A 23,628-nucleotide genomic window follows, 5' to 3' on the forward strand; every position below is an offset into this window, starting at 1 on the left:
TCCCGTCACGCCATACTGTCGGCCCAGCCCGCGATGTCGACACCGTGGTTCTCGGGCGAGGCGACCGTCCAGGTCTGCGGCATGATCTCGCCGTCACCGACAACGCGCCCGCCGTGCGCCAGCGCCGCCTGCATACGCTCCCCGGCGACGTCGCGCGGCACCGAGAAGTCGATGTGCGTGCGCCCACGGCCGGGCTTGGGCGGCGTGAGCTCGTGGAACCACAGATGCGGCCCACGCCGCAGCGGGTCGATGAGGTCTTCCTCCCCCACCCGCACATAGCCGAACACCGACTCGAAGAACGGGCGCACGTCGATGCCGGCGTCCTGCGCCACCGCGATGCCCACCACAGACAGCACGCTCGGGTCGGCCACGAGTCCTCGCGCGTGCGCAGCCGCACTGACAGCCACAGCGAGGTCGGCGTCGGCGCGGCTCAGCGCGCCGTCAGCACGCGTGAACGTCTTGATCGCCACCCCCTCCGGCCGCACGTCGACGTCGGGGTCATGCCCGACCGCAGCCGCGGCCTGCGCGATGTCGCCCACGAAGGCGGCGGCCTGCGCGAACGAGTCGGTGCGGTAGAACGCCTGCGCGCCCCAGAACAGCACGCGCCAGTCGTCGGTGCCGCCCGTCGCATGGAACTCGTCCGGCTGCAGCTGCAGGAACGCTTCTTCGGTCTCGGTCATCGTCGTCCTCCTCCGTCGGTGTCCGCTGCCCCGAGTACTGTGCTGAGGGTGACAGATGCGGACACGCCGAGTATGGCCGATACCTCCGACATCGCCGCCGCAGACACCCGTGCCGCTCTCGCGCGCCTGAGCACACCGGCCGACTGGTCACGCTTCCGCCGGGAGCGGGTGGATGCCGCGACGGGCCGTCGCTCGGCGGTGCTGATGCTTTTCGGCCCGGCGGATGGCACCGACGGGGAGCATCCCGTCGCGCGCGACGATGCGGCGGTCCTGCTGCTGCGCCGGGCGTCAAGCCTGCGTCATCACCCCGGGCAGATCGGTTTTCCCGGCGGCGGCGTCGAGGCCGGCGACGAGTGGCCGACCGGCACCGCGGTGCGCGAGGCGGTCGAAGAGACCGGCATCGACCCGCGCGGCGTCGAGCTGTTCGCGCCGCTGCCCGAACTGCCGCTGGCTGTGAGCAACAACCTCGTCACGCCGGTGCCGGCGTGGTGGCGACATCCCTCCCCCGTCCACGCGGTCGACGCCGCCGAGACCGAAGAGGTCTTTCTCGCGCCGGTCGCACAACTGCTCGACCCCGAGAATCGCCGCAGCGTGACCCGCGTGCGCGGGCTGAAGATGCCGCCGATGCCCGCGTTCGAGCTCGACGGGCGGCTCATCTGGGGGTTCACCGGCATCCTGTTGTCGAGCATGTTCGACACGCTCGGTTGGACCCGCCCGTGGGACGAGACGCGGCACGTCGAGCCGCGGGTGTGAGCATGTGCGCTCCGTATACGCGCCGCTACGGCAGCGCGACCAGCTGCGCGACGCGCTCGAGTCCGGCCGGCTCGAGCCGGTAGTACGCCCAGGTGCCGCGCTTGCTGCGCGAGAGGAACCCCGCGTCGGTGAGCACCTTGAGGTGATGCGACACCGTCGGCTGCGAGACGCCGGAAGGCTCGGTGAGGTCACACACGCAGGCCTCCTGCCCCTCCGACGCGGCGACGATCGACAGCAGCCGCAGCCGAGTGGGGTCGGCGAGCGCCTTGAGCGTCGCGGCCAGCTGCTCGGCGTCGGCCGTGCTGAGCGGCTCGCGTACGAGGGACGTACCGCAGGTCGCGGCGCTCACGTCGGTGATCTCGAGGGCGGTGGCCATGGCTCGATGATAGAGGATATTGACAAGCGTCGATGCGATGACATACTGAACATCGATACTCATCGATGCATTGGAGGCGGCGTGACCACGCTGATCGATCTCTCCCCGCGGCCCGTCGCGCAGTCGCCGCTCGCCGACCTGCCGGTCATCGTCATCGGCGCCGGTCCCGTCGGGTTGGCCGCCGCGGCGCATCTCGCCGATCGCGGCATCGCCTTCGTCGTGCTCGAGGCCGGCGGCGACGTCGCCGCGCAGGTGCGCCGCTGGGGGCACACCACACTGTTCTCGCCGTGGCGGTACCTCGTCGACCCGGTCGCGGAGCGCCTTCTGTCAGCGACCGGCTGGATCACCCCCGCCGACGACGTGGTGCCGACCGGGCACGAGCTCGTCGACCGCTACCTCGCGCCTCTTGCCCAGCTGTCCGGGATCGCCGAGCGCATCCGTTTCGGCACCGAGGTCGTGAGCGTGTCGCGCCGCGGCATGGACCGCACCCGCACCGCCGGCCGCGCGCAGGCGCCGTTCGTCGTGCGCGTGTGCGACACCGACGGCGCGGTCACCGAACTGACCGGACGCGCTGTCATCGACGCCTCGGGCACCTACGCCTCGCCGAACCCGCTGGCGTCGTCGGGTCTGGATCCTCTGGGGGTGGATGCCGCGGCCGACCGCATCGTGCACGCGCTGCCCGATGTGCGGGGCGCCGATGCCGACGCCTTCGCCGGGCGGCACACCGTCGTCGTCGGCGCCGGCCACTCCGCCGCCAACACGTTGATCGCCCTCGCCGAGCTCGCCGACGAACGGCCCGGCACGCGTGTGAGCTGGGTGATCCGCAACGCATCGGCGGTGCGTGTGTCGTCATCGCCCGACGACGAGCTGCCCGATCGTGCCCGCCTCGGCGCACGCGTCGATGCGCTCGTCGCCCGCGGCGCCGTGCACCTCGTCGACTCGTTCGAGATCGCCGCCGTCGAACCGGCGGGCAGCGGCGTCCGTCTCCTCGGCACCCGTCGCGACGAGCCGTTCTCTCTCGACGCCGACGTCGTCGTGAACGCGACCGGCTTCCGGCCCGATCTGGCGATGCTGCGCGAGATCCGGCTGGAACTGGATGCCGTGGTCGAGGCGCCTCGCCGGTTGGCACCGCTGATCGACCCGAACGATCACTCGTGCGGCACGGTGGCGCCGCACGGTTTCCGCGAGTTGTCTCACCCCGAGCCGGGCTTCTTCATCGTCGGCATGAAGTCGTACGGCCGCGCCCCGACGTTCCTGCTCGCAACCGGATACGAACAGGTGCGCTCCGTGACCGCCTGGCTCGACGGAGATGTGGATGCCGCGCAGCAGGTTCGGCTGCAGCTGCCGGCGACCGGCGTCTGCTCGTCCGACGGATGCTGCGCATGATCAACGAAGGGCGGGCCACGACCCGCCCCGCGGTGCTGTTCGTCTGCGTGCACAACGCCGGTCGCTCGCAGATGGCCGCCGGCTGGCTGCGGCGTCTTGCCGGTGACCGGGTCGAGGTGCTCTCGGCCGGCTCTGAGCCGGCCGAGAGGGTGAACCCCGTCGCGGTGGCGGCCATGCGCGAGGTCGGCATCGACATCACCGCGCACGCGCCGCGCGTGCTCACGCCCGACGACGTGCAGCACGCCGATGTCGTCGTGACGATGGGATGCGGCGATGCCTGCCCCGTCTATCCGGGAAAGCGATACGAGGACTGGGTGCTCGTCGATCCGGCCAGGCAGCCGATCGAGGTGGTGCGCGGCATCCGGGATCGGATCCGTGAGCGGGTCGAAGCTCTGATCGCGTCGCTGGGCTGAGCGTCTCGGGGATGGCGTCTCCGCGCTGAACGCCTTCGGGCCGCACCTTCCCTCTTGTCGCCCGACGGCGGGCGGCGTACGGTGAGCGCGTCACTCAGCGAAGGAGCGGGAATCATGTCTCACGGTGACATCACGCACGTCGAGATTCCGGTGTCGGACTTCTCGGCGGCGACACAGTTCTACGGCGCGGTATTCGGGTGGAACATCGCCGAGAGTCCGGGCTTCGAGGGCTACCCGATGTGGCGGGCGCCGAACGGCATCAGCGGCGGAGCGCTCGTCGAACGCACGGCCGAGTTCACGCAGCCGCGCAGCGCGGTCGAGGTCGACTCGATCGACGAGACGCTCGCCCGCGCCGAGTCCTCGGGTGGCCGGGTGCGCACGCCGAAGACCGCGATCACCGACACGAGCTGGTGGGCGGTCTTCGAAGACCCCGACGGCAACCTCATCGAGGTGTATGAGTCCGCGGCCTGACGGCGCGCGGAACGTGCAGCAGACTCGACGAGCCGTGCCGGTCGTTGCTCGTGGCATCCAGCACCATCTGTGGCAGCCGCCGCGGCAGGGTGATCGCGAGGTAGCCCAGGTCGATCGCCTTCTCGGGTGTACTGACGGTGACCGACCGCGTCACCGTCCACGCGCCGCTGCGGCTGACCGAACTCGCCTCGCGGGTGCCGCCGGTGATGCGGCCGGCTTCCCACCCCGGGCCGCTGACCCGGTCGTGCACGGTGCCGTCCGATGCCCACTCCCACAGGCTCGCGCCCAGCGCCGGCGGGTCGGCCGTCGCGTCGTAGCGCCATCCGTTGGCGGCGGCGAACCGGGCGATGCCGTCGGACTGGGCGAGCAATTCGGTGCCGTCGGGGGCGACGTCGGTCATGCGTTCTCCTGCCGAGGGGAAGAGGGGATGCCGCCGCCCGGCGCCGGCGCGTCGTCGAGGGTCAGCTGCAGAAAGACGAGGTCGAGCCAGCGCCCGAACTTGGCGCCCACCTGGGGAAGTCGGCCCACCTCGGCGAATCCGAGGCGCTCGTGCAAGGCGATCGACCCGGTGTTGGCGGCCTCGATGCCGGCGACCATGACGTGCACGCCGGCTTTTCGCGCGCGGGCGAGGAGCACCTCCATCAGCGCACGGCCGATGCCGCCGCCACGCTGGTCGCCCCGCACGTAGACCGAGTGCTCGACGGTGTGGCGGTACCCGTCGTGCGGGCGCCAGGGGCCATAGCTCGCATAGCCGATCGCCTGGTCGAGGTCGTCGACGGCCACGAGCACCGGAAGGCCGGTGGCCTGCCGGTCGGCCGCCCAGGCCTCGCGCTCGGCGACGTCGACCGGGTCGTCGTTCCACACCGCGGTAGTGTGCACGACGGCGTCGTTGTAGATCGCGGCGATCGCCGCGGCATCCTCCGGTCTTGCATCGCGGATGCGCATCGCCGTCCCCTTTCGCCGCGGTGAGTTTAACCGCACGCCGACCCCATTGCCGACGTGATGACCGCCGCGGGACAATGCCCGCATGAGCACATGGAACCCCACCACCCTGACGCAGCTCGCGGCCGCCGACGAGGTCCAGGTCGCGGCGGCGTACGCGGAGGGTTACGGCTCACCGGTGACGATCTGGGATGTCTGCGTCGACGGCGAGCTGTACATCCGCGCGTACACCGGCGACAAGTCCCGCTGGTACCGCGCCGCGCGGGAACTCGGTGCCGGACGCCTCACGGCCGGCGATCTGAGCGTCGACGTCACCTTCGACCCCGACGTCGATCCGCGGCTCGACGCCGACATCGACGCGGCGTACCACGCGAAGTACGACCCCAGCCCGTCGGTACCCGCGATGGTCGGCGACGCCGCACACGCGCACCAGCTGCGCGTCGTTCCGGTCTGAGCTGCGGCGCCAAGCCGGCGGCCGGGCGCCTGGCCTCTGCTACTCGCCTCTGCTACTGACCGGTGGCGCGCTCGATCGACATCACGAGGATGACCCGGTCGGCCTTGTCGGGCGGCGGCGTGGTGCTCGGGTTGCCGTACCGGTTCTGCAGCCGCACGTAGAACGCACCCTCCGGGTCGGGGACAACCTCGATCAGGCGGCCGGCGACTTCGATGTAGCGCACCGCCTCGTCGGGGTCGACGACCGACAGCGCCATCGACGGGTTGTGCTGCAGGTTGCGGTACTTCTGGCGCTTGGTGGTGTGGGTGAAGCGTACGTGTTCACCGTCGAACTCGAACCACATCGGATTCACCTGCACGGTATCGTCCGGACGGATCGTTCCCAGGTGACCGAAAAGCGGCTCCTCGAGGAGGTGCCGACGCCCGGCGGGCAGGATCGCATGGAGATCATCGCTCATACCTCCACCCTGCCAAACGTCTGCGCCCCCGTGGGCAGGAAGCGCGGTGCGGCGGCGGACCGCGACCCACGGCCCGCTTGCTCGACGTTGACCACCGCCGCGGGAGCGTCAGCACCGTGCTCCTGACCGCACCAGCGCATGCGCAGTTGGTGTCGCTCATGGCCGATGCGGGCGACGACGCGGACGCCCGGGCCGACGCTGCCATCAGCGCGCTCCTCTACCGGGTGCTCACCCGTCGACCGATCGACGGCGACGTCGTCGCGGCGCTCGTGCGCCTGTTGGGATGACGGGCGTGGCGCGAGGGTAGTGGCACACCGCGAGAACGCATTGAACTTCCCGTTCACACAGCCGGGCCGACAACCGGGAACCGAGGTGATGCCGGTGTGTGAACAGGAAGTTCAATGCCGTTCTGAGAGGGTGTCGACCGGCTCCGCCGGAGGCTTGGCCGCTGGCTCGCCCGGAGGCCCGGCCGGAGGCTCGGCCGGAAGCTCCCCTGGAGGCCCAGCCCGGCCTTCCCCATCACGGCCGCGCGGGGCGGCGCGGACGACCGCGCGGCTACCGAGCCGCGGCATCCACCCCTTCATCCGACGCCTCGGCGAGCACCCTTTCAGCCGACGCCACGACGCTCTTGCGCGACGAGGTGAACGCCGCGAGCACCGCGGCCACGACAGCGACCCCGCAGCCGATGAGCAGCGAGATGCGGATGCCCGCCAGCGTCGGCACGGTGTATTCGCCCAGTGGCGTGCTCAGCTGCGCGAGCACCACACCGAGCACCGCAGCCGATGCGGTCGTGCCGAACGAGCGCATGAGGGAGTTGAATCCGTTGGCGGCCGCCTTGTCTTTCGCGGGCGTGGTCGCCATGATGAGCGCGGGCATCGCGCCGTAGGCGAAGCCGACACCGGCGCTGGCCAGCGTGCTGGTGAGCATGAGACCGACGAGCGAACCGGTCACCAGCGTCGAGGCTCCGTAGCCCAGCGCGATGATGATCGAGCCGATCACGAGCGTGGTCTTCGCACCGTAACGTCGGGTGACCCGGCCGCCGAGCGGCGAGACCGCCATCATCCCGAGGCCCATCGGAGCCATCCACAGACCCATTTGCAGCATGGTCTGGCCGTGGCCGTACCCGGTCTCCGCCGGCAGCTGCATGAGCTGTGGAATCACCAGTGACTGTGCATACATCGCGAAGCCGACGAGCACCGAAGCGAGGTTCGTCAGCAGCACCGGACGGCGCACCGTGGCGCGCAGGTCGACGAGGCGATGTGGGGTGCGCAGCTCCCACCAGCCCCAGACAATGAAGACGATCACCGAGCCGATGAGCAGTGACAGCGTGAGCGCGCTGGCCCAACCCCATTCTGACCCCTTCGAGACGCCCAGCAGCAGGGCGACGACGCCGATGGCGAGCACGACGGCGCCCGCGTAGTCGAAGCTGCGGGATGCCGCGGGCCGCGCCTCGTCGCGCGGCACGATCAGCCACGAGAAGAGGATCGTCAGCGCCGTCAGCACCGCGACGACCCAGAACAGCACACGCCAGCTCGCGTACTGTGCGACGCCGGCTGCCAGCGGCAGGCCGAGCGCCCCGCCGATGCCCATCGACGCGCTCATCAGCGCAACAGCGCCGTGCACCTTCTCGTGCGGCAGCACGTCGTGGAGCAGGCTGATGCCCAGCGGCACGGTTCCGGCCGCGATGCCCTGCAGGCCGCGTCCGATGATCATCGGCACGACGCCTCCGGCCAGGGCGCAGACCACCGAGCCGATGAGCATCGGGACGAGGGCGATCAGCAGGATCTTCTTCTTGCCGTACATGTCGCCCAGGCGCCCGACGATCGGCGTCGCGACGGCACCGGTGAGCAGTGTGACGGTGATGATCCATGAGGCGTTCGTGCTGCTGGTGTCGAAGATGACGGGCAGCTCTGCGATGAGCGGAACAACGAGGGTCTGGGTGAGTGCGCCGAGAATGCCGGCGAAAGCGAGCACGGTGATGAGCCGACCGCTCTTGATGGTAGGCGTGGTCGTGGTCATAAGTCCTCTGCGTGCGAATAAGTGTGCATTATGCACATGCCATGCACTATACACATACGAGTTAGACTCAGAGCACGGGGAGGAGGCGGAATGACCACGCCGCACGAACGGATCAACCAGGGCTTTCTGCTGATCGGCCGCAACTTCACTGACATCACGCGGCGCGACAGCCGACTCGACCGCAGCGCGATGACGCTGCTCGCCTGCCTCGACGCGGGCGGGCCGATGACCCTCGCCGAGCTTTCGGCGGTGCTGGGCCGCGACGTGTCCACGCTCAACCGGCAGACCGCCGCGCTATTGCGGCGCGACCTCGCTGAGCGCATCCCCGACCCCGCCGGTGGGATGGCGCGCAAGTTCCGGATCTCGACCGAGGGTGCGCGGCGGCTCGCCGACGAGCGGGCCAACAACTTGCGGGCCACGAAGGTGCTGCTCGACGGATGGACCGACGCCGAGATCGAGAGCTTTGCGGCGGCCCTCGAGCGCTACAACGCCGCGATCGAAGAGCGCAGCGGGCGCCACTGGCCAGCTAGCGACAAGGCCTGATCCGGCACTGTGCACCGCCCAGTGCGGCGGCCCAGAGCAGACAACCAGCGCCGATCCGACGCCACCCTCGCCCGAGGCGAGGGGATCTGCCGACGCGAGGAGGCTTTCGCGCGAGATCGCCCTCGCGTCGTCCAATCCCCTCGCCCGAGGCGAGGAGATGTGGAGGCCGCGGCATCCCCCATTCACACCCCATTCTCAGCGATATATCGTTCACTATCGTCAAGGCCCCGCTTTGGGACCTGTCTCGAACCGAGGAGCATCATGAACGATTCATCGACAGGCGGGCGTTTCGACGCCGGTGGGCACGGCTTCGGACGCCCTGATTTCAGCCAGTTCGGCGCAGGAATGTGGGATGCCGTCGGCAACCTTCGCGACATGTTCGAACAGCGCGTCGGGCCGAGGATGGGGCGCGGCGACGTCCGTGCGGCGATCCTCGCGCTGCTGCTCGAGAAGCCGATGCACGGCTACCAGCTGATCCAGGAGATCGAAGAGCGCTCCGGCGGCTCGTGGAAGCCGAGCCCGGGCTCGGTCTACCCGGCCCTGCAGCTGCTCGCCGATGAAGACCTCGTCAGCGTCACGGAGTCGGACGGCAAGAAGACCTACGCGCTCACCGACGACGGCCGCGCACAGGCCGAGGCGGCCGAGGGTCCGGCGCCCTGGGAAGGACCGGCCAGCCGCACCGAGCACATGGCCGCCCTGCCGAAGGCGGGTGCCAAGCTCGCCGAGGCCAGCATGCAGGTGATGCGCAACGGCACGTCCGCCCAGAAGGAGCAGGCCATCGCCGTGCTCGATGACGCGCGCCGCAAGATCTACGCGATCCTCGCGCAGGACTGACGGGATGCCGCACGACGGCCCGCCCGCGCCCGCACCGGGCGCCCCGGCCGCGACCGCGCCGCCGCCCGCGCGCGCGACGACCGCGGCATCCCCCCGCGCCCGGTACCGGCGGATCATGCGCTTCGCCACCCGGTACATCGTGCAGGAGTGGTGGTTCGCGCTGGTGCTGCCGCGCATCGGGCTGGGCGACCTCGCACGGCGCGGACGCCCGGCGCGCTTCGCGCGCATCGCCGCGCGGTTCCATGTGCTGGCCGTTGAGCTCGGCGGGCTCATGATCAAGGTCGGGCAGTTCCTCTCGTCGCGCCTCGACGTGCTGCCGCCCGAGATCACGAGCGAGCTCGAGTCGCTGCAAGACGAAGTGCCGCCGGTGCCGTTCGAGCCGATCCGCGCGCTGGCCGAGGCCGAGCTGGGCGTGCCGCTCGACCGGGCGTACGCGTCGTTCGACCGCGAGCCGGTGGCTGCGGCATCCCTCGGCCAAGTGCACCGCGCGCGACTGTCGCCCGACGACGCAGCGCAGGCCGGGTTCGCGGACGTCGTCGTGAAGATCCAGCGACCCGGCATCGACGAGATCATCGATGTCGACCTCCGCGCGCTGCGCCGCATCGCCCGGTGGCTCGCGCGCATCGGGTTCATCGCGCAGCGCGTGGACCTGCCCGCGCTCGTCGAGGAGTTCGCCGCCACAAGCCGGCAGGAGGTCGACTACCTGCACGAAGCCGCCGGGGCGGAGCGCTTCGCCGGCGCGTTCGCCGGCGACCCCCATGTCGAGGCCCCGGTGCCGGCATGGGAGCGGACGACCCGCCGCGTGCTCACGCTGTCGGATGTCACGGCGATAAAGATCAGCGACCACGCGGGGCTGCGCGCGGCGGGCATCGACCCGCACCGGGTCGCCGAGGCGCTGGCCGCGGCGATGTTCGACCAGCTGTTCCGCGACGGGTTCTTCCACGCCGACCCGCACCCCGGCAACATCTTCGTGACGCCCCGCCCCGGCACCGCCCGAGGCTGGGCGCTCACGTTCGTCGACTTCGGCATGATGGGCGAGATTCCCGACACGCTGCGCAGCGGCCTGCAGAAGCTGCTCATCGCCGTCGCCGCACGCGATGGCAAGGGACTCGTCGCCGCGATCAGCGGCATGGGCGTGCTGCTGCCCTCGGCCGACGAAGCTCAGCTCGAGAAGGCGATGACCGAGCTGTTCGCGCGGTTCGGCGGCATGGCGATCTCCGACCTGCAGAACGTCGATCCGCACGAGTTCGAAGACTTCGCCCGCCGCTTCGGCGAGGTGCTGCGCACCATGCCGTTCCAACTGCCCGAGAACTTCCTGCTCGTGATCCGCGCCGCCTCGGTCACCTCGGGCGTGTGCAGCGCGCTCGACCCGCACTTCAACATGTGGAAGGCCGTCGAACCCTACGCGCAGCAGCTGATCCGCGATCAAGGGAAGACCGCGGTGCGGGATGCCGCACAGCACGCCCTCTCGTTCGCGCGCGTGGCGGCGGCCCTGCCGCAGCGGATCGACACGCTCGTGACGCTGCTGGAGAGCGGGCGCCTCCGCGCTGAGACGCCCGCGATCGACCGGCGGATGAGTCGCCTCGAGCGCGCCGCACGCCGGGTGGTGTCGGCGGTGCTGTTCGCCGGGCTTCTCATCGGCGGCATCCTGCTGCACCCGTCCGATGCGGTGTTCGGGGCCGTACTCATGGGCGTCTCAGTGCTGCCGCTGCTGCACACGCTGTTGGCCGGGATCGGCGGGCGCAGCCGGTCGTGAACGATTCGGACCTGTACGCCGCTTCGCGTGAGGCCGTGCTGTCGCCGGGCTCGGACTGCGAAGTGGCGCCCGCCGAGGGCTGAGCAGCCGCGTCAGACTTCGTCGGCGTCGGAGAGGTCTTCGACGCCGACCGGCGCCGTGCCGACGAAGTTCACGCCGATGCCGTACTCCGCGCCGACCTGCAGATCGCACTCAGCGAAGCGCAGCATCCACGTGCCGTCCTCCCACACGACCGCTTCGGGCACGTCGAACGCGTCGGTACTCAGACGGCCGAGGTCTGCGGCATCCAGCCCCCACTCGGGCGTGGCGAGTTCCGCGACGAGATACCGCGCTGCCGCCTCGGCGAGCGCGGCAAAGTCGGCGATGATGCCGGCAGCCGTCGCCAGGGTCTCGCTCGTGGGCACCGACGGCGGCTCGGTGAGGATGCTGACGGACCCGCCGGCGGGCAGCTCGGCGGCCCAGCACGCGAACTCGTCGGTGACAGCGGTGCTGTGCAACATCGTGCCGGCCGCGTCGAGAGGATCGGTGAGTGCGGCCATGTGGTCCTCCTCGGTGTGCCCGTCACGTCATTGCAGAGTCAAGCAGATCGGGCCTTCGGATGGCAGGGGGATGCCGCGGCCGCCGCCCGACTGGTGGTCACCGTCGTGATCTTCTCAGCAGCCTGCGGTAGCGTGTGCGTCATCGAAGTAGAAACGCGGCTGCGCCGACCCTGATCTTCAGGGCACCATGGCCGGCCGCGAGTACACGCGACCGCGACCGCGGCGCCACTTCTTCCCCGTGAAGGAGTGCTGATGTCTGTCTCTCGTCCGTCTTCGACCCGCTCTGCGGCGCCGCCGCAGACGCTCGGCCACGCCTGGATCGCCCTGACCGGCCTATCGGCGGTCTTCCTGTTCGAGATGCTCGACAACTCGATCCTCAATGTCGCGCTGCCCACGATCGGCCGCGAGCTGTCGGCGTCGTCAACAGCTCTGCAATGGATCACCGGCGTGTACGCGGTGGTCTTCGGCGGCCTGATGCTCGCCTTCGGCGCCCTCGCCGACAAGCTCGGGCGCCGCCGCATCATGCTGCTCGGCTTGATCGTGCTCGCGCTCGCAAGCCTCGCGACCGCGTTCGTCACAACCACCGGTGAGCTGATCGCGGTCCGTGCGGCGATGGGCGTGGCGGCGGCCATGACCACACCCGGATCGCTGGCGCTGGCCTTTCGGCTGTTCGACGACGACCTGCAGCGCGTGCGCGCGACCACGGTGATCTCCACAGTGGGTCTCGTCGGACTGGCGATCGGCCCGACCGCCGGTGGGTTCGCCCTCGCCCTTCTGCCGTGGCAGGCGTTGCTGCTGGTCAACGTGCCGGTCGCGGCTCTCGCGTACCTCGGCATCCGGCGCGGCATCCCGGCCGATGTCCCCGAAGAGCTGCACCACGACCCCATCGACGTCGCCGGCGCGCTGCTCGGCACCGCGACCATCGTGCTCGCCCTGGTGACGCCGACGCTGTTCGTCGACCTCGGAGCAGCATCGGCCTGGCCGTGGACCGGCGTGGCCGCGACGATCGTGGCCGCCGTGCTGTTCGTCGTGCGCGAGCGGCGGACGCGGCATCCCCTGCTCGATCTGCGTCTCGTCGCCCGGCCGCTGGTCTCGAGCGGACTCGCCTACAAGGCGGCGTCCGGGCTCGCGACCGCGGGACTGGGGTACCTCGTCACCCTGCGGCTGCAGTTCGGCTGGGGCTGGACGCCCGCGCAGGCGGCGCTCGGCATGCTGCCGCAGGTCGTCGTGCTCATCGCGGGCGGGGCAGTCATCGGCCCGCTCGTGCGCCGACTCGGCATGGGCGCGACCGCGTGGATCAGCGCGATAGCGACCGTCTGCGGCCTCGCGGTGTTCACCCTGCTCGGACCGCTCGGCTACGGCTGGGTCGCCGCGTCACTCGCGCTGGTCGCGCTCGGGATGCGGGTGGTCGGCGTGGTCGCCGGCACGAACGTCATGCGCGGACTGCCCGAGAACCGCACGACGATCGGCGCCGCGCTCGTCGACACCGCGAGCGAGGTCACGACCGGACTGGGCATCGCACTGAGTGGCACCGTCATCGCCGCGCTGTTTGCCGGAAGCATCGCCGACCCAGGATGGACGGCCCTGCAGCACGCGCAGTTCTCTTCCGGCGTCGCGTGGGCCGGCGGCGCGCTCACCGTCCTGGCGGCGGCGCTCGTCGCGTTCGGGATGTGGCGGGGGCGCGGCGCGACGGCCGCCTGACCGGGGCGCGGAGGCTGCGTCTGCGTGACGGGGCGCGGGCTGCCGTGAGCCGGTCGCGGGGGCGGCATCTGCGCGACCGCGCGCGGCTGCCGTGAGCCCCTCAGCACGCGAGAACACGCCTATGCACGCCTATGGGCGGTAAAAGCGTGCACGAGCGTGGTCTCGCGGGGACGGAGATGAGCCCTCGGGGGCCTGCGCCCTCCCACTCACATCGGCACCTCTACGGGCATGTGACTTTCCGCTCACGCAGGCACCTCTGCGGGCATGTGACTTCCCGCTCACACGCGAGTCGTCATGGTCATCGACGCTGCCGGCCGCGTCTGGTCACTCCACGGGCGGTGCGTGCGTCGCATCGGGATCGGCGCCGCGCCGCACCAGCTCGGCGCGGGCTCGGGCGAGGCCGCCGTGCTCGAGTCCGGCGAGCGCAGAGTGTCCCTCCCACACCGTGCGTCCGCGGCGGCGCACGGTGATGTAGAGCGAACCGGCGAGGTGCTCGAGCGCTCCGGCCACGTTGCGATGCTCGCTGGGCAGCGGCACCGGCAGGATGTGGGATGCCGCTCGCGGCGCCTGTGCGCGCACCTCGATCGACCAGCCGTGGGCGTCGGCACGCAGCATCCACGTCTCGTCCGTCACGGCGGCGCGGACGGGACTCGTGCCGGGATTGCCGAGCCGGATGGTGCGGCCGCCCGGCAGGCGCACGACCAGGGCCGTGACCTCGGTGTGCAGCGGCCCGGCGTGCACCTGGCCGCCGGCGAACGCGACGCACGCGTCGGGTTCAGCGAAGCCCTGCGCCTGCCCCCACCACCACGAGTCAGGAAAACCTTCGCGCCCCCAGTTCTTCTCGGCGTAGATCTGCGCGCCGTCGAGGGTCCAGGTCTCGGTGCCGACGGTCGCGGTGCCGGTGGCGCGCCCGCCGAGCAGCCAGGGGTGCCAGTACTGATTCAGTCCGGGAACCATATGAAAGACGCTCGACCCGCCGAACACGCGGTGCGGCCAGGGCACGGGGTCGGTGATGGTGACGTCGAGCCGCGCGTCGGAACCGAGGTCGACGTGCAGGTGCCGGTCATCGCCGTCGAACGCCGAGCCGGCGCTCGCACCAATGTGGTGCGGGTCGGCATGCGCGTGCGGGTGCGCGACCGCGCGAAGGAACCCGCCCGGATGCGCGGCGAAGCCGAGCGTCGCCCACGCGCCGTCGGGCCCGCGGTTGACGCCGTTCAACGCGATGAGCACTCGACCGGTCGCGGGGTCGGTGATGCGCCAGAAATAGCCCTCCATCGCGACGCCGAGGTGCGCGGGCAGTGAACTCTGGAAGGGCAGGTCGGCTCCGGTCGACCGATACCACCCACGCAGGCCCATGATCGTCAGACGGCTGCAGCCAGCCGGGAGCCGAGGGAGACGATCAGATCGCGGTCACCGGGCACCTCGGGCGTCCACGGGACCGCAGGCAGGCGGTCGCGCGTCTTGTCGAGGTAACGCGGGATCACGTGCAGGTGGAAGTGGAACACCGTCTGCCAGGCATCGGCCCCGCACGAGTTGAGCAGGTTGACCCCGTCGGCTCCGAACTCGTCCACGGCGTCGCGCGCGAGCCGTTGCGCCATGAGCGTGACCGCCGTGAGGTCTTCGGGCGGGATGTCGAGCAGATCCGCGCTGTGCGCCTTCGGGATCACGAGCAGGTGCCCGTCGGACACAGGGTTGATGTCCATGAACGCGAGCGTGCGCTCGTCTTCGGCCACGATCACGCTCGGGGCAGTGCCGGCCACGATGGCGCAGAAGATGCAGTCGGTCATGTCCGCGACGCTATCGCGTCAGGGAACCTCGTGCACTGTTCGGCTGAGTGGACGCACATCGGCGTTGCGGCCGCCGCGCGTGTGGGATCGCGGCCACCGTCGCACCCCGGCCAAGCGGAATGGCCCGTGATTCCACAGCGTCCCGTGCCGCGCCGGGACCATGCCGTTGCGAGCAGGGGCGCCCCCTTACAGCCCCTCAACCTCGTAACGCCGCTCGATGCCGGCGGTCGCGCGTCCCCACGCCGAGCCGGCGACACGCTGCTGATGAGCGCGGAAGGCCGCGGCATCCACGAATCTCTCCTCGACCGTCCACACGAGCGGGTCGGCCGCGGGTGCGACCTCGAACGACACGCAGCCGCGCTCGGCGCGGGTCAGTTGCACATGCTCGGGAAGGCACGACGCGACGATCGCCGCCTCGCGCGCGTTGCGACATACCAGGGTGCCGGAGAGGTGGATGCCGCTCATCCGCCGATTCTCTCGCACAGCGCACAGCCCAGTCCCCGCGCAGGATCATTCCCGGGTGGCGCGCGACGCTCCGCATCGGCCAGGCTGTTACTCGATGAGGGACTGGACCGACACCGCCGACGCCTACGCGCTCTCCTTCGCCCGCCTCTGCGCGGGCGCCGTGCCGCACATCCTGGATCGGGCACCCGCGCCGAGCACCGCACTCGACGCCGGAACCGGCACGGGCACGGTCGCCGCGGCGCTCGCGCAGGCGGGCCACACGGTGGAGGGGGTGGATGCCGCGGCCGACATGGTCCGGCACGCACGCGCCGCGCACCCCGCGGTGACGTTCACCGAGGCATCCCTGCCCGACCTTCCCTTCACGAGCGGGCGCTTCGACCTGACCGTCGCGAACTTCGTGGTCAACCACGTGCCGGAGCCCCGCGCGGCCGTCGCCGAGCTCGCCCGCGTGACCTCGCCGGGCGGCCGCGTCATCGTCACGATCTGGCCGAGCGCTCCGATCAGCGCGATGAACGCCCTCTGGAACGAGGTCATGGCCTGCGCGGGCGCGACGCCGCCGCCCGGGCAGCGGCTGACACCCACCGACGATTTCGCGCGTACTCCCAATGGACTGCGGTCGCTCCTCGCAGAGGGAGGGCTGGTGGATGCCGCAGCCGACGAGATCTCGTGGAACTTCGTGATCCCCGCCGAAGATCTCTGGCGCGGCGTCGAAGCCGGGATCGCGACCGTCGGCGCGACGTATCGCGCGCAGGACGAAGCGGGCCAGGCTGCGATGCGGCGGGCGTTCGAAGAGGTGTCGGGCGGCGGCATCCTGACCCTTCCTTCGACCGCGATCATCGCAACCGCGTCTCGACGCTGAGGCTGTCGGCACCCACACCTAGACTCACGTCATGTCGTTCGGCACGCTCGAAACCCCCGTGGGCACCCTGGGAGTCACCGCCGCCGGGGGCGCGATCACGAGCGTCGGGTGGGTGCACGCCACAGCCGAGCAAGACGTCGACGGGCTTGTCGCCGAGGCGCTGAACCAACTCGAGGCCTACTTCGCCGGTCAGCTGCGCCGGTTCGATGTGCCGTTCGATCTCGGCAAGCAGACGGAGGCGACCCGCGCCGTGCTGATGACCCTCTACGACACGGTCGGGTACGGCGACTCGATCACGTACGGGCAGCTCGCCGAGCGCAGCGGCACAGACGTCCCGGCGCGCGGCATCGGTGCGATCATGGGCGCCAACCCTGTGCCGCTCATCGTGCCGTGCCACCGCGTGCTCGCCAGTGACGGGCTCGGAGGCTATTCGGGCGGCGCACCTGGCGAGGGCCTGGTCACGAAGCGCCGACTGCTCGAATTCGAGGGCGCCTTGCCCGCACCGCTGTTCTGAGATCGAGGAGATCCCTTGCGCCCATTGACCGTGTGCAATTTCGTCACTGTGGACGGACGCTACGAAGACGACGACCATGACATCCTGTCGTTCTTCGAGCACCAGCATCCCGACTACCACGAGGCCGACAGCTACGACTTCTACACGACCGAGCTCATGCGGGCATCCGACACGCTGCTGCTGTCGGGGCGCACGTCGGCGCTGAACAACCTGAGGTACTGGCAGGGTGCGCGGACGGATCCGGATGCCACGGCCATCCGCCGCGAGTTCGCCGAGCTGATAGCCACCATCGAGACCGTGATCGTCTCCGACACGATCACCGACGCCGACATCGAGCCGTTCCCGAATGCACGGATCGTGCGCATAGCGGATTCGCGCGACGAGGTCACCCGGCTCAAGCAGGCGCCCGGCCGCGGCATCCTGGTCCTTCTCGGCCGCGTGCTGTGGAACGGACTGATGCACGCGGGGCTCGTGGATGAGCTGCACCTCGTGACGTTCCCGCTCATCGCGGGGTCGGGCGTGCCGCTGTTCGACGAGCGGCCGCCGGTCGCGCTCAAGCTGCTCGGCACGCGGGCGTGGGAGGAGTCGGGCAACGTGCTCATGCGGTGGCGAGTGGACCGGGTGAGTCAGGGCGACCCGGCGGGCGAGGTCGCGTGACGTGGTCTCGCCCCAGGCGTTGAGCGAGGCCGACCGCCGCATCGTCGCGGCGTGGGCGGCCGACTGCGCCGAGCGCGTGCTGCCGCTGTTCGAGGCAGAAGCTCCCGACGACGACCGCGCCCGCGACGCGATAGCGCGTGCCCGCGCCTTCTCGCGCGGCGAGTTGGGCGCTGCGGAAGAGATCCGCCGCCGGTTCGTCGCGGGGCGGGCGGCGGCGTCGGCGCAGACGCCGGCCGGAGTGGCCGCGGCGCGCGCAGCCGCGCAGGCTTCGGGCGTCGCGCACATGGGCGCACACGCACTGGGCGCGGCCGCCTACGCCGCGAAGGCCGCAGGCCTTGCCGCGGCGGACCGCGCCGGGGCGGCCGACTCCGCGGCGATCGATGCCGAGATCGCCTGGCAGCTCGCCCGCCTGTCACCCGAGGCGCACGCGGCGCTACGCACCTTGCCACGGCTCGGCGAAGACAGCTCAGGTCCGCTCGGACCGGGGCTTCTGGCGTCTGGCGTGCTCGGCGATGTGATCCGCCGCGTTCAGGCGGCGCTGTGAGCTGCGATCGCCCCACGTTTCGCCTCCGGGTGCGCCGCGCGGAGAGCCTTGGAACGACGCGAAGCTGGTCAGCTCTCCGTATCGGTCAACTCGGGCACGGCTTCGATACTGCCGATCGCCTCACCGCACGACGCGGTACCGCGAGAACACCACCCCCGACCCGAACTCACGTGTCTCGACGCGCTCAAGGTCGATCCGCGGCAGGCCGCGAGGAAAGTACGGGATGCCGCCGCCCACGACGACCGGATGCACCGTGATCCGATACTCGTCGATCAGCCCCGCTTCCGCGGCCTTGGCCGCGAGGGTTGCGCCGCCGATCGCGATCTCACCGTCCCCGGGCTCCGCTCGCAGGCGCGCGATCTCGTTGCCGACGGACCCGGTGGCCAGCCGCGCATTGCCCTGCAACGACGTCAGCGTCGACGAGAACACGACCTTCGGGAGAGCCCTCCACAGTGTCGCCCATTCGCTCGTCGAGTAGTCGGACGACTCATCCTGCTCGTCGCTCTCCCAGTAGAGCATCGTCTCGTAGAGCCGCCGCCCGAGCAGGTGCACACCGAGCGGCCGCGTCAGGTCGGTGATGAACCGGAACCATTCCTCGTCCGGCGCTGTCCAGCTGAAGTCACCGTCCGGCCCGGCGATGTACCCGTCGAGCGAGACGCCCATTGTGTAGGTGACGAGGTGCATCTATGCCTCCTGACCGTGTGTCGCGGGCCGACATCTCAGGGTACGTCGACCTCGACGGCTGCCGTAAGGGGACCGGCGCCGAGCTGTCTTGACCGAGCCGTGCGCGCGAGACGCAGCGCCCCGCCCAGCAGGGCGACGGCCAGCACAGCGGTGAGCACGGTGGTGCCCGCGACAAGCTGCAGCACCACGGCGCCGAGCCCAAGGAGCACCGCCATCGCGCCTCGCGTCGTGGACGGTGTGGATGCCGGTATCCGGCGTCGCTCGCAGCCGGCCAGCGCCACGGCGACCGCCGCGACAAGCCCGAGCGCCGCGGCGATCCACAGCGGCCGCGTCAGCCACCACAGCATCGAAGAGGGCGCGGGCAGCGGCATCCCGAACCGGATCGCCCCGAGCGCGCTCACACCGGCCATCGCCAGCAGCACCGGCATGTGCCACAGATAGATCGTCATGGTGCGTGCGGTCACAAACCGGGTGAACGCGGCGACCCGCGGGCGGGCGCTCAGCGCCCGCAGCCGACGGCGCAGCAGCGAGAGCACCATGGTCTGGGCGAGACCGAGCAGCAGCAGGGCGGTCGTCGGAGGGTTGAGGTTCTCGAGCATATCGGGCGAGAACACGCCGGCGACCACGGCGAGCGCAAGCAGGCCGACCGCCGCACCGGCCACGGCCGCCCGGGTGCGAGAGGGCAATGCGTCGATGTGGCCGTCGGCGATGAAGAAGCCGAGCTGCTGCAGCGCTAGCCACACGAACGCGAGATTCAGGAACCCGAGCATGTCGAGACCGCTGAGGTCGCGCACGGCATCGACGGCGACGGCCGCCGCGACGAGGGCCAGGATGCTGCGCGCCGGCGCCCGCTCGTGCGCCCTGTGCAGCAGTGGCAGCAGCGCCTGGCAGAGAAGGAACACGCCGAGGAACCAGAGGGGCTGGCTGTACCGGAACCCGGCGATCTGCACGATGTCGCCCGCAACGCCCGCCGCGGCGAGCGCCGCCAGCCCCACCCCGACGGCGCCGATCGAGAGCACCGCCGGCAGCAGCAGGCGATGCACGCGCGCGGCGACGAAGTCGAGTCCACTGCCGCCCCGCTCCCGTGCGCGACGATACGCCGTCGCGCCGGCGAATCCACCGATCACGAAGAAGACCGGCATGATCTGCGCGACCCAGGTGAGCGGCACCACCCACGCGGTGCCCTCGGCGGCGTTCTCGAAGACCGGACCCGCCGGGCCGATCGATACCCCCACCATGAGTGCGTGCAGCACGACGACCACGACCACGCACAGCGCGCGAACCAGGTCGATGCCGCTGTCACGTGGGCGTGCACGTGGCGGTGCGACGAACGCGGTGGGGGCGACGGCCATGGAGTCCTCCTCGGGTGGGTCCCCAGGAGGTTATGGATGCGGTATCCCGCCTCGCATCACACGCCGGTATCGTCCGCCCCGTACGACGGGAGGAGATCTGGGCGCCTACCGGTCGGCGGCGCGAGACGTCAGCGCGGGAATGACGACCCGGTCGACGAGCTCGACGACCTCGGCCTCGGTGAGCGTCCGGCGCTGTGACGTCAGGGTTTGGAAGGCCACCGCGGGCACGATGGTCGCGACGAGGTCGACCGGTGCGTCGTCCGCAAGCTCGCCACGCTCGATCGCGCGGGCCATGACGCGGTACAGCACGTCGACAGGCGGGCGCCCGACGGACTCGTAGGCCGCCGCGCGCAGGGCCGAGGCATTCTGCGCCTCCGCCAGCACGTTCGCGAGCACCCGTGCATCGCGGTCGTCTCGGCCCGAGTAGTGGCCGATGGCCACGAGCAGGTCTCCGCGGAGGGTGCCCGTGTCGGGAACCTCCGGGGCGAGATACAAGCGCCGCACCGCGGCGACGACCAGCTCGGTCTTACCCGCCCAACGGCGGTAGATCGCGGCTTTGCCGCAACCGGCGGCGGCGGCCACGGCATCCACCGTCATCGCCGTCGGCCCCTTCTCGGCGAGCAGGTCGGCCGTCGCATCGAGGATGCTCGCGTCGACGTCCGGATCACGCGGACGCCCCACAGGCGATGCGATGCTCATGATGACACTTTACATTTCGAAACTGGGGAGTACCGTATGTACTTACGGAACTAGCGAGTTTCGTAAAGTCAACGGGAGGTCGCCATGACCGGAACATCCTCTTCACCGCTCGCCGACGCAGCGCCGACACCGGCACGTGCGTCGCTCGGCTACCGCATCGGCGTTCTCACGGCAGCGATCGTCGTCGCCGTCGCGCTGAACGCCGGGATCGCCGCGATCGCCGTGGCAGCCGGGGCGCCGCCGCAGTTCGCGCCGCTCACTCTGCCCGTCTACGCCGCGTTCACGATCGTGCCGATGCTGCTCGGGTGGTTCGCCTGGCGCGCGGTGTCACGGCGCGTGAGCAATCCGCGCCGCACCATGCCGCTGCTGGCCGCGGCGGTGCTCGTCGTCTCGTACATTCCGGACGTGCTGTTGCTGGTCACCGGATTCATCCCGGGCACGACGGTGGCAGGAGTCGTCGCGCTCATGGCCATGCACGTGGTCGTGATCAGCGTCGCCCTCGCCGGGTACACGCTCGCCGGGCGGAGGTGACGGCCGCCGAGAACGACGGCGCAGCGCCCGAACCGATAGGGTCGGGCACAGTCGAGGGGAGCGCAGCCGATGGACGCGAAGCCGCTGGTGGTCGTGATGGGAGTGTCGGGCTCGGGCAAGAGCACGATCGGCTCGGCTCTGGCCGAGAAGCTGGGAGTGGCGTTCATCGACGGTGACGATCTGCACCCTCAGGCGAACGTCGACAAGATGCATGCGGGCCATCCGCTCACCGACGACGACCGGTGGCCCTGGCTTGCCCGTGTCGGTCAGGCACTGGACGATGCCGGTGACGACGGGCTCGTGATCGCCTGCTCTGCGCTCAAACGCAGCTATCGCGATGCGATCCTGAGCGAGGAGCCGCGTGCGCTCTTCCTGCACCTGACCGCGTCACAAGGGCTCATCGCCGGCCGACTCGAGCACCGCGACGATCACTTCATGCCTCCCGCGCTGCTCGACTCGCAGTTCGAGACGCTCGAGCCGCTCGGCGACGACGAGCCGGGTGTCGCGGTCGACGTGGGAGAGGATGTCGCGCACGTGGTGAGCTCTTCCGTCGACGCGCTGCGCGTGCTTCAGCGACGCTGACCACCCCCTTGCCCGGCCCAAGACCGAGGGAGTAGACACACAGGCACACGAATCGAAACGGTCGTCACCGAGCCGAGGAGGAGCCATGCACACACTCGACAGATGGGTCAACGCGGCGGGAGGCATCGTCCGGCACGCGGAGGAGTCCGCCACCGACCCGTGGAACGGGCACGACACCCTCGTCATCATCGCCACGATCATCGGCATCGCACTGGTGGTCGTTCTCATCGTGTGGGCAAAGTTCCACGCCTTTCTCGCGCTGACCATCGCGTCTCTGTTCGTCGGCCTGGTTTCAGGCATCTCCGTCGAGAAGGTCACTGGGTCGTATGAGACCGGCGTCGGCGGCGTGCTCGGCTATGTGGGCGTGCTGATCGCGCTGGGCGCGATCCTCGGCAAGCTGCTCGCCGACTCGGGCGGCGCCGACCAGGTCGTCGATACACTGCTGCGCGGCCGGCCGGCGACCCTGCCGTGGAAGATGGCGCTCATCGCCGGGATCATCGGCATCCCGATGTTCTTCGAGATCGGGCTGGTGCTGTTGATCCCCGTGGTCATGCTGGCGGTCAGCCGCTCGAACTCGAAGGCCATGCGGCTGGGGATCCCGGCGCTGGCCGGGCTGTCGGTGCTGCACGGGTTCATCCCGCCGCACCCCGGGCCTCTGGCCGCCATCGGGGTGTTGGGCGCCAACGTCGGCACGACGCTCGCGTTCGGGCTCATCGTCGCGATCCCGACCGTCATCATCGCCGGTCCCCTCTTCGGCCAGCTCGCGGCCCGGATGGTGCCCGTCGGCGCGGGTGGTGCGGCGATCGCCGTGACCGGCGGCGGAGGCTCGGGCAAAGAACCCGAGAAGGTCGAAGCCGAGAATCTCAGCACGACGACGACCCTCGCGCAGGACCCGGGGGCGACACGTCGCCCGAGCTTCACGTGGACGCTCGTCACGATCCTCTCGCCGGTCGTGCTGATGCTGGCCAAGGCGGCGGCCGACCTCTGGGTGCCCGATGGATCCGTGCTGCGCCAGGTGCTCGACTTCATCGGCGACCCGGTCACGGCCCTGCTGATCGCCGTATTGCTGGCGATGGTGACGTTCGGCACCGCGGTCGGATTCTCACTGCCCGCGCTCGGCAAGAAGGTCGGCGAAAGTCTGCTGCCGATCGTCGGCGTCGTGTTCATCGTGGGTGCCGGTGGAGGCTTCAAGCAGGTGCTGGTTGACGGCGGCGCGGGAACCGCGATCGCCAAGATCGCCGTCGCCACGAGCCTGTCGGTCGTGCTTCTCGGCTGGATCATCGCCGTGCTCATCCGCCTCGCCACCGGATCCGCCACGGTGGCGACCGTGACCGCAGCGGGTATCATCGCCCCGCTCGCCGCCGATCTCGGCCCCGCGCACCTTGCCCTGCTCGTTCTCGCCGTGGGCGCGGGCTCGCTGTTCTTCTCGCACGTGAACGACGCGGGGTTCTGGCTGGTCAAGGAATACTTCGGGCTCACCGTCGGCCAGACCATCAAGACCTGGTCGATCATGGAGACTCTGATCTCCGTGGTCGGCTTCCTGATGGTCCTGCTGCTCTGGGCGTTCACCGGGTAGGGGAAGAGCGCGTGGGGATGTCTCTCAGATGGAGGTTGCTGCCACGCCGAGGGT

Annotated in this window: 30 protein-coding genes; 17 read left to right on the forward strand and 13 right to left on the reverse strand. The window is 70.4% G+C overall.

Translation table 11 applies throughout. The annotated features are described in order from the left end of the window. Window positions 1-5: 5 nt before the first annotated feature. Entirely contained in the window at window positions 6-680 is a 675-nt protein-coding gene (locus tag PU630_RS16845) for a 4a-hydroxytetrahydrobiopterin dehydratase (protein ID WP_275278213.1), read from the reverse strand. A 72-nt stretch (window positions 681-752) separates the two neighbouring features. Here PU630_RS16845 and PU630_RS16850 point away from each other — a divergent pair, with 72 nt between their 5' ends. Next, a complete protein-coding gene (locus PU630_RS16850; protein ID WP_275278214.1) occupies window positions 753-1,433 on the forward strand; it encodes an NUDIX hydrolase in 681 nt (226 codons plus the stop codon). Window positions 1,434-1,458: 25 nt separating this feature from the next. Here PU630_RS16850 and PU630_RS16855 read toward each other — a convergent pair whose 3' ends face one another. Beyond that, the gene (locus PU630_RS16855) at window positions 1,459-1,809 is read right to left on the reverse strand and encodes an ArsR/SmtB family transcription factor (protein ID WP_275278215.1); all 351 of its coding nucleotides are present in this window, start codon (window positions 1,807-1,809) and stop codon (window positions 1,459-1,461) included. A gap of 81 nt (window positions 1,810-1,890) precedes the next feature. Between PU630_RS16855 and PU630_RS16860 the strand changes: the two genes are divergently transcribed. The 3 genes from PU630_RS16860 to PU630_RS16870 all read left to right on the forward strand — a co-directional run bounded on the left by PU630_RS16860 (window position 1,891) and on the right by PU630_RS16870 (window position 4,079). Further along, on the forward strand, window positions 1,891-3,195 hold the full coding sequence (locus PU630_RS16860) for an NAD(P)-binding domain-containing protein (protein ID WP_275278216.1): 1,305 nt from the start codon (window positions 1,891-1,893) through the stop codon (window positions 3,193-3,195). After that, on the forward strand, window positions 3,192-3,608 hold the full coding sequence (locus PU630_RS16865) for an arsenate reductase ArsC (RefSeq protein WP_275278217.1): 417 nt from the start codon (window positions 3,192-3,194) through the stop codon (window positions 3,606-3,608). Before PU630_RS16860 ends, PU630_RS16865 begins: the two co-directional genes overlap by 4 nt. Window positions 3,609-3,722: 114 nt before the next feature. After that, on the forward strand, window positions 3,723-4,079 hold the full coding sequence (locus PU630_RS16870; protein ID WP_275278218.1) for a VOC family protein: 357 nt from the start codon (window positions 3,723-3,725) through the stop codon (window positions 4,077-4,079). Here the strand turns inward: PU630_RS16870 and PU630_RS16875 are convergent. Both PU630_RS16875 and PU630_RS16880 read right to left on the reverse strand, forming a co-directional pair. Continuing rightward, window positions 4,051-4,479 carry a hypothetical protein gene (locus tag PU630_RS16875; RefSeq protein ID WP_275278219.1) on the reverse strand — a complete coding sequence of 143 codons (429 nt, stop codon included), beginning with the start codon at window positions 4,477-4,479 and terminating at the stop codon, window positions 4,051-4,053. The genes PU630_RS16870 and PU630_RS16875 overlap by 29 nt on opposite strands. Next, window positions 4,476-5,024 carry a GNAT family N-acetyltransferase gene (locus PU630_RS16880; protein ID WP_275278220.1) on the reverse strand — a complete coding sequence of 183 codons (549 nt, stop codon included), beginning with the start codon at window positions 5,022-5,024 and terminating at the stop codon, window positions 4,476-4,478. The genes PU630_RS16875 and PU630_RS16880 overlap by 4 nt, the downstream gene beginning before the upstream one ends. 82 nt (window positions 5,025-5,106) lie before the next feature. Between PU630_RS16880 and PU630_RS16885 the strand changes: the two genes are divergently transcribed. Beyond that, on the forward strand, window positions 5,107-5,475 hold the full coding sequence (locus tag PU630_RS16885; RefSeq protein ID WP_275278221.1) for a DUF2255 family protein: 369 nt from the start codon (window positions 5,107-5,109) through the stop codon (window positions 5,473-5,475). A 52-nt stretch (window positions 5,476-5,527) separates the two neighbouring features. Here the strand turns inward: PU630_RS16885 and PU630_RS16890 are convergent, their stop codons facing one another. Continuing rightward, a complete protein-coding gene (locus PU630_RS16890) occupies window positions 5,528-5,932 on the reverse strand; it encodes a PPOX class F420-dependent oxidoreductase (protein ID WP_275278222.1) in 405 nt (134 codons plus the stop codon). 116 nt (window positions 5,933-6,048) lie between these two features. Between PU630_RS16890 and PU630_RS16895 the strand changes: the two genes are divergently transcribed. Further along, complete coding sequence (locus PU630_RS16895) at window positions 6,049-6,219, forward strand: hypothetical protein (protein ID WP_275278223.1); 171 nt, start codon at window positions 6,049-6,051, stop codon at window positions 6,217-6,219. 268 nt (window positions 6,220-6,487) lie between these two features. Here PU630_RS16895 and PU630_RS16900 read toward each other — a convergent pair whose 3' ends face one another. After that, entirely contained in the window at window positions 6,488-7,951 is a 1,464-nt protein-coding gene (locus tag PU630_RS16900) for an MFS transporter (protein WP_275278224.1), read from the reverse strand. Between the two features lie 90 nt (window positions 7,952-8,041). Here PU630_RS16900 and PU630_RS16905 point away from each other — a divergent pair, with 90 nt between their 5' ends. The 3 genes from PU630_RS16905 (at window position 8,042) to PU630_RS16915 (ending at window position 11,084) form a co-directional block, all read left to right on the forward strand. Beyond that, the gene (locus PU630_RS16905; protein ID WP_275278225.1) at window positions 8,042-8,494 is read left to right on the forward strand and encodes a MarR family winged helix-turn-helix transcriptional regulator; all 453 of its coding nucleotides are present in this window, start codon (window positions 8,042-8,044) and stop codon (window positions 8,492-8,494) included. 261 nt (window positions 8,495-8,755) lie between these two features. Then, complete coding sequence (locus tag PU630_RS16910; RefSeq protein ID WP_275278226.1) at window positions 8,756-9,328, forward strand: PadR family transcriptional regulator; 573 nt, start codon at window positions 8,756-8,758, stop codon at window positions 9,326-9,328. Window positions 9,329-9,443: 115 nt separating this feature from the next. Next, window positions 9,444-11,084 (forward strand): ABC1 kinase family protein, encoded by a 1,641-nt coding sequence (locus tag PU630_RS16915; RefSeq protein ID WP_275280131.1) that lies wholly within the window; start codon window positions 9,444-9,446, stop codon window positions 11,082-11,084. Between the two features lie 92 nt (window positions 11,085-11,176). Here PU630_RS16915 and PU630_RS16920 read toward each other — a convergent pair whose 3' ends face one another. Beyond that, window positions 11,177-11,623, reverse strand: coding sequence for a hypothetical protein (locus PU630_RS16920; RefSeq protein ID WP_275278227.1), 447 nt, complete (start codon window positions 11,621-11,623; stop codon window positions 11,177-11,179). Window positions 11,624-11,875: 252 nt separating this feature from the next. Between PU630_RS16920 and PU630_RS16925 the strand changes: the two genes are divergently transcribed. Next, window positions 11,876-13,324 (forward strand): MFS transporter, encoded by a 1,449-nt coding sequence (locus PU630_RS16925; protein WP_275278228.1) that lies wholly within the window; start codon window positions 11,876-11,878, stop codon window positions 13,322-13,324. Window positions 13,325-13,648: 324 nt separating this feature from the next. Here PU630_RS16925 and PU630_RS16930 read toward each other — a convergent pair whose 3' ends face one another. From PU630_RS16930 to PU630_RS16940, 3 genes are all read right to left on the reverse strand, one after another. Beyond that, complete coding sequence (locus tag PU630_RS16930; protein ID WP_275278229.1) at window positions 13,649-14,680, reverse strand: tocopherol cyclase family protein; 1,032 nt, start codon at window positions 14,678-14,680, stop codon at window positions 13,649-13,651. 5 nt (window positions 14,681-14,685) lie between these two features. Then, window positions 14,686-15,111, reverse strand: a complete 426-nt coding sequence (locus PU630_RS16935; RefSeq protein WP_275278230.1) for an HIT family protein — start codon at window positions 15,109-15,111, stop codon at window positions 14,686-14,688. Between the two features lie 186 nt (window positions 15,112-15,297). Then, window positions 15,298-15,576 carry a putative quinol monooxygenase gene (locus PU630_RS16940; RefSeq protein WP_275278231.1) on the reverse strand — a complete coding sequence of 93 codons (279 nt, stop codon included), beginning with the start codon at window positions 15,574-15,576 and terminating at the stop codon, window positions 15,298-15,300. A 94-nt stretch (window positions 15,577-15,670) separates the two neighbouring features. Here PU630_RS16940 and PU630_RS16945 point away from each other — a divergent pair, with 94 nt between their 5' ends. From PU630_RS16945 to PU630_RS16960, 4 genes are read left to right on the forward strand one after another with little or no spacing between them, the layout of a single operon-like run. Beyond that, window positions 15,671-16,435 carry a class I SAM-dependent methyltransferase gene (locus PU630_RS16945; RefSeq protein WP_275278232.1) on the forward strand — a complete coding sequence of 255 codons (765 nt, stop codon included), beginning with the start codon at window positions 15,671-15,673 and terminating at the stop codon, window positions 16,433-16,435. A gap of 31 nt (window positions 16,436-16,466) precedes the next feature. Next, complete coding sequence (locus PU630_RS16950; protein ID WP_275278233.1) at window positions 16,467-16,949, forward strand: methylated-DNA--[protein]-cysteine S-methyltransferase; 483 nt, start codon at window positions 16,467-16,469, stop codon at window positions 16,947-16,949. Between the two features lie 15 nt (window positions 16,950-16,964). Further along, complete coding sequence (locus PU630_RS16955) at window positions 16,965-17,606, forward strand: dihydrofolate reductase family protein (protein WP_275278234.1); 642 nt, start codon at window positions 16,965-16,967, stop codon at window positions 17,604-17,606. Between the two features lies 1 nt (window position 17,607). Continuing rightward, window positions 17,608-18,150 carry a putative immunity protein gene (locus PU630_RS16960; protein WP_275278235.1) on the forward strand — a complete coding sequence of 181 codons (543 nt, stop codon included), beginning with the start codon at window positions 17,608-17,610 and terminating at the stop codon, window positions 18,148-18,150. A gap of 120 nt (window positions 18,151-18,270) precedes the next feature. On the opposite strand, the gene PU630_RS16965 is transcribed toward PU630_RS16960, so the two are convergent. The 3 genes from PU630_RS16965 to PU630_RS16975 all read right to left on the reverse strand — a co-directional run bounded on the left by PU630_RS16965 (window position 18,271) and on the right by PU630_RS16975 (window position 20,885). Next, window positions 18,271-18,834 (reverse strand): dihydrofolate reductase family protein, encoded by a 564-nt coding sequence (locus PU630_RS16965; RefSeq protein ID WP_275278236.1) that lies wholly within the window; start codon window positions 18,832-18,834, stop codon window positions 18,271-18,273. A 35-nt stretch (window positions 18,835-18,869) separates the two neighbouring features. Then, the gene (locus PU630_RS16970) at window positions 18,870-20,186 is read right to left on the reverse strand and encodes an acyltransferase family protein (protein ID WP_275278237.1); all 1,317 of its coding nucleotides are present in this window, start codon (window positions 20,184-20,186) and stop codon (window positions 18,870-18,872) included. A 105-nt stretch (window positions 20,187-20,291) separates the two neighbouring features. Next, the gene (locus PU630_RS16975; RefSeq protein ID WP_275278238.1) at window positions 20,292-20,885 is read right to left on the reverse strand and encodes a TetR-like C-terminal domain-containing protein; all 594 of its coding nucleotides are present in this window, start codon (window positions 20,883-20,885) and stop codon (window positions 20,292-20,294) included. Between the two features lie 84 nt (window positions 20,886-20,969). Here PU630_RS16975 and PU630_RS16980 point away from each other — a divergent pair, with 84 nt between their 5' ends. The 3 genes from PU630_RS16980 (at window position 20,970) to PU630_RS16990 (ending at window position 23,574) form a co-directional block, all read left to right on the forward strand. Then, window positions 20,970-21,416: a DUF6069 family protein gene (locus tag PU630_RS16980; protein ID WP_275278239.1), complete on the forward strand. Its 447-nt coding sequence runs from the start codon at window positions 20,970-20,972 to the stop codon at window positions 21,414-21,416. Window positions 21,417-21,485: 69 nt separating this feature from the next. Further along, complete coding sequence (locus PU630_RS16985; protein WP_275278240.1) at window positions 21,486-21,998, forward strand: gluconokinase; 513 nt, start codon at window positions 21,486-21,488, stop codon at window positions 21,996-21,998. An 85-nt stretch (window positions 21,999-22,083) separates the two neighbouring features. Next, on the forward strand, window positions 22,084-23,574 hold the full coding sequence (locus PU630_RS16990) for a GntT/GntP/DsdX family permease (RefSeq protein ID WP_275278241.1): 1,491 nt from the start codon (window positions 22,084-22,086) through the stop codon (window positions 23,572-23,574). Window positions 23,575-23,628: the final 54 nt, after the last annotated feature.

This window comes from Microbacterium horticulturae (assembly GCF_029094505.1).
Classification (GTDB): Bacteria; Actinomycetota; Actinomycetes; order Actinomycetales; family Microbacteriaceae; genus Microbacterium; species Microbacterium horticulturae.

What these genes read in the sequence shown, in the direction of transcription:
- PU630_RS16845 (WP_275278213.1), bottom strand. Translation starts at nt 680, where the DNA reads ATGACCGAGACCGAAGAAGCGTTCCTGCAGCTGCAGCCGGACGAGTTC.
- PU630_RS16850 (WP_275278214.1), top strand. Translation starts at nt 753, where the DNA reads ATGGCCGATACCTCCGACATCGCCGCCGCAGACACCCGTGCCGCTCTC.
- PU630_RS16855 (WP_275278215.1), bottom strand. Translation starts at nt 1,809, where the DNA reads ATGGCCACCGCCCTCGAGATCACCGACGTGAGCGCCGCGACCTGCGGT.
- PU630_RS16865 (WP_275278217.1), top strand. Translation starts at nt 3,192, where the DNA reads ATGATCAACGAAGGGCGGGCCACGACCCGCCCCGCGGTGCTGTTCGTC.
- PU630_RS16870 (WP_275278218.1), top strand. Translation starts at nt 3,723, where the DNA reads ATGTCTCACGGTGACATCACGCACGTCGAGATTCCGGTGTCGGACTTC.
- PU630_RS16875 (WP_275278219.1), bottom strand. Translation starts at nt 4,479, where the DNA reads ATGACCGACGTCGCCCCCGACGGCACCGAATTGCTCGCCCAGTCCGAC.
- PU630_RS16880 (WP_275278220.1), bottom strand. Translation starts at nt 5,024, where the DNA reads ATGCGCATCCGCGATGCAAGACCGGAGGATGCCGCGGCGATCGCCGCG.
- PU630_RS16885 (WP_275278221.1), top strand. Translation starts at nt 5,107, where the DNA reads ATGAGCACATGGAACCCCACCACCCTGACGCAGCTCGCGGCCGCCGAC.
- PU630_RS16890 (WP_275278222.1), bottom strand. Translation starts at nt 5,932, where the DNA reads ATGAGCGATGATCTCCATGCGATCCTGCCCGCCGGGCGTCGGCACCTC.
- PU630_RS16900 (WP_275278224.1), bottom strand. Translation starts at nt 7,951, where the DNA reads ATGACCACGACCACGCCTACCATCAAGAGCGGTCGGCTCATCACCGTG.
- PU630_RS16905 (WP_275278225.1), top strand. Translation starts at nt 8,042, where the DNA reads ATGACCACGCCGCACGAACGGATCAACCAGGGCTTTCTGCTGATCGGC.
- PU630_RS16910 (WP_275278226.1), top strand. Translation starts at nt 8,756, where the DNA reads ATGAACGATTCATCGACAGGCGGGCGTTTCGACGCCGGTGGGCACGGC.
- PU630_RS16915 (WP_275280131.1), top strand. Translation starts at nt 9,444, where the DNA reads ATGCGCTTCGCCACCCGGTACATCGTGCAGGAGTGGTGGTTCGCGCTG.
- PU630_RS16920 (WP_275278227.1), bottom strand. Translation starts at nt 11,623, where the DNA reads ATGGCCGCACTCACCGATCCTCTCGACGCGGCCGGCACGATGTTGCAC.
- PU630_RS16925 (WP_275278228.1), top strand. Translation starts at nt 11,876, where the DNA reads ATGTCTGTCTCTCGTCCGTCTTCGACCCGCTCTGCGGCGCCGCCGCAG.
- PU630_RS16930 (WP_275278229.1), bottom strand. Translation starts at nt 14,680, where the DNA reads ATGGGCCTGCGTGGGTGGTATCGGTCGACCGGAGCCGACCTGCCCTTC.
- PU630_RS16935 (WP_275278230.1), bottom strand. Translation starts at nt 15,111, where the DNA reads ATGACCGACTGCATCTTCTGCGCCATCGTGGCCGGCACTGCCCCGAGC.
- PU630_RS16940 (WP_275278231.1), bottom strand. Translation starts at nt 15,576, where the DNA reads ATGAGCGGCATCCACCTCTCCGGCACCCTGGTATGTCGCAACGCGCGC.
- PU630_RS16945 (WP_275278232.1), top strand. Translation starts at nt 15,671, where the DNA reads ATGAGGGACTGGACCGACACCGCCGACGCCTACGCGCTCTCCTTCGCC.
- PU630_RS16950 (WP_275278233.1), top strand. Translation starts at nt 16,467, where the DNA reads ATGTCGTTCGGCACGCTCGAAACCCCCGTGGGCACCCTGGGAGTCACC.
- PU630_RS16965 (WP_275278236.1), bottom strand. Translation starts at nt 18,834, where the DNA reads ATGCACCTCGTCACCTACACAATGGGCGTCTCGCTCGACGGGTACATC.
- PU630_RS16970 (WP_275278237.1), bottom strand. Translation starts at nt 20,186, where the DNA reads ATGGCCGTCGCCCCCACCGCGTTCGTCGCACCGCCACGTGCACGCCCA.
- PU630_RS16975 (WP_275278238.1), bottom strand. Translation starts at nt 20,885, where the DNA reads ATGAGCATCGCATCGCCTGTGGGGCGTCCGCGTGATCCGGACGTCGAC.
- PU630_RS16980 (WP_275278239.1), top strand. Translation starts at nt 20,970, where the DNA reads ATGACCGGAACATCCTCTTCACCGCTCGCCGACGCAGCGCCGACACCG.
- PU630_RS16985 (WP_275278240.1), top strand. Translation starts at nt 21,486, where the DNA reads ATGGACGCGAAGCCGCTGGTGGTCGTGATGGGAGTGTCGGGCTCGGGC.
- PU630_RS16990 (WP_275278241.1), top strand. Translation starts at nt 22,084, where the DNA reads ATGCACACACTCGACAGATGGGTCAACGCGGCGGGAGGCATCGTCCGG.